At 61.5% G+C, this 2,352-nt stretch carries 2 protein-coding genes; one reads left to right on the top strand and one right to left on the bottom strand.

The genetic code is table 11. The annotated features are described in order from the left end of the window. Positions 1-1,218 (bottom strand): LL-diaminopimelate aminotransferase (locus NW844_RS12445; RefSeq protein WP_414336086.1); only part of this gene is annotated, 1,218 nt, incomplete at its 3' end. Positions 1,219-1,376: 158 nt separating this feature from the next. Here NW844_RS12445 and NW844_RS12440 point away from each other — a divergent pair. Beyond that, the gene (locus tag NW844_RS12440; RefSeq protein WP_414336084.1) at positions 1,377-2,252 is read left to right on the top strand and encodes a leucine-rich repeat domain-containing protein; all 876 of its coding nucleotides are present in this window, start codon (positions 1,377-1,379) and stop codon (positions 2,250-2,252) included. Positions 2,253-2,352 lie beyond the last annotated feature (100 nt).

Raw genomic sequence — 2,352 nt, 5'->3', positions numbered from 1 at the left:
GACAATGCGGCGCATGGCTTCTTCTACGTTGGCGCGGCTGTTAAAAGCCGACAGGCGCAAGTAGCCCTCGCCGGCGCTGCCAAAGCCAGAGCCGGGAGTCCCCACCACATGGCAGGTGTGCAGCAGCTTGTCGAAAAACTCCCAACTGCTCAGCCCAGTGGGCGCCTTTACCCAGACGTAGGGAGCGTTGACGCCGCCGTAGGCCTGGATCCCGGCTTTGGCCAACTGCTCGCGGATGATGCGGGCATTCTCCAGGTAAAACTGCACCAAAGCCCGCACCTGGGCCTGCCCTGCCTCAGAATAGACGGCTTCTGCCCCCCGCTGCACGATGTAGGCCACGCCGTTGAACTTGGTGGACTGGCGGCGATACCACAGGCTCCAGAGATCCACCCAGGAGCCATCGGCAGCTTGGCCCCGTAGCGACTTGGGCACCACTGTAAAGGCGCAGCGGGTGCCGGTAAAGCCGGCTGTCTTGGAAAAGGAGCGGAACTCGATGGCGCATTCCCTTGCCCCCGGGATCTCGTAGATGGAGTGGGGGATCCCAGGCTCCGTAATGTAGGCCTCGTAGGCGGCATCAAAGAGGATGAGCGAGTTGTGGGCGCGGGCATAGTCCACCCAGGCCTGCAGATGCTCCCGGGTTGCTACTGCGCCGGTGGGGTTGTTGGGAAAGCAGAGGTAGATGACATCGACTTTTTGCTGGGGCAGGCTGGCGGTGAAGTGGTTTTCCGCCGTCAGCGGCAGATAGACCAGGCCCTCGTACTCACCCCGCTCGTTGGCCGGCCCCGTATGGCCCGCCATCACGTTGGTGTCCACATAGACGGGATAGACGGGATCCGTGATGGCAATGGTGTTGTCGTGACCGAGAATATCCAGGATGTTGCCACAGTCGCACTTGGAGCCGTCGGAGATGAAGATCTCAGAAGCGTCGATGTCGCAGCCGCGAGACTGAAAATCGTGCCGGGCAATGGCTTGGCGCAGCCACTCGTAGCCCTGTTCTGGCCCGTAGCCGCGGAAGGTGGCCCGCTCCCCCATCTCCTCCACGGCCCGGATCATGGCCGTCCGGCAGGCCTCCGGCAGCGGCTCGGTGACATCGCCAATGCCCATCTTGATAATTTGGGCTTCCGGATGGGCGGCAGCAAAGGCCTGTACCCGCCGGGCAATCTCGGGAAAGAGATAGCCGGCCTTGAGCTTGAGGAAGTGGTCGTTGATCCTGGCCATAGGGGTTTGTAGAAGAAGAGGTCATCGGCTTTTCAGTGTAGCTGTTCGCGCTCTAAAGCCTACGGCCCACTCCGTGAACGGGCAGAATCCATAACAGGTTCCGGGCAAAAACTCTGCCTCTGAGTGCTACCCTGGCAAAAGTCCTTGGGAGAGTGAGGATGCAGCAGCAGAAAGGGTGGGCGCTGAGTCTACTGGCAATCTGGGTTTGGCTGAGCTGGGGGATGGGGGTCTGGTCTGCTCCTCTTTGTCAGGATCCCATCTTGCTGCGGCAGATCTTGGCAGCTCTGGGCCGCCCGGACGCGGTGGTGGAGGAGGTGGCTCTTTTTGATTCGGATCAGTGTCTTGTCCAACTGGTATTGGATCGCCAAGGGTTGAGGGGATCCCTCCCTCCCGAAATAGGCCGATTTCGCCGGTTGCGAGCCTTGTCCCTCAGCCTCAACCAACTTTCCGGCCCCATCCCGCCCGAGCTGGGGCAACTGAGCCAGTTGGAAAACCTGTTTCTCGATTACAACGAACTTTCCGGCTCCATCCCACCCGAGCTGGGGCAGTTGCAGAACCTGCGCGGCCTGTTTTTGGATCACAACCAGCTCTCTGGGTCTATTCCCCCCCAACTGGGCCGGCTGATCCGCCTGGAAAACCTCATCCTGCAAAACAACCGCCTCAGCGGCTCCATTCCCGACCAACTGGGCCAGATGAGCTCCCTCAGAGGCCTGTTTTTGGATGGCAATCAACTCTCCGGCCCCCTTCCCCCCCAACTGGGGCAACTGCGCAACCTGGAAAACCTCTACTTGTCGGACAATCGCCTCAGCGGATCCCTGCCCCCCGAGCTGGCACAACTGACCCAGTTACGGGATCTGCGCTTGGCACGCAACCAACTCACGGGAGAACTGCCGACCTTTTTGGCGGAACTGCCCCGGCTGGAGCGGTTGCAGATCGAGGGAAACGCCGGCCTCTGCCTGCCGGCTGCCCTGTCCAAGTGGTTTGCCGGCCTCAACCAAGGGGACCCTCTGCCGGCTCCCATCTGCTCGCGGTAGCTTTCTCGGTTGTCCCTCACCCCCAGCCCCTCTCCCTGAGGGATATCCCTCACCCCCAGCCCCTCTCCCTGAGGGATATCCCTCACCCCCAGCCCCTCTC

Origin of the sequence: Synechococcus sp. H55.2, assembly GCF_047462495.1 — a bacterium.
Lineage (GTDB): Bacteria > Cyanobacteriota > Cyanobacteriia > Thermostichales > Thermostichaceae > Thermostichus.
Note: the sequence above shows the minus strand (reverse complement) of the source record. Positions and strands in the feature narration are given on the sequence as shown.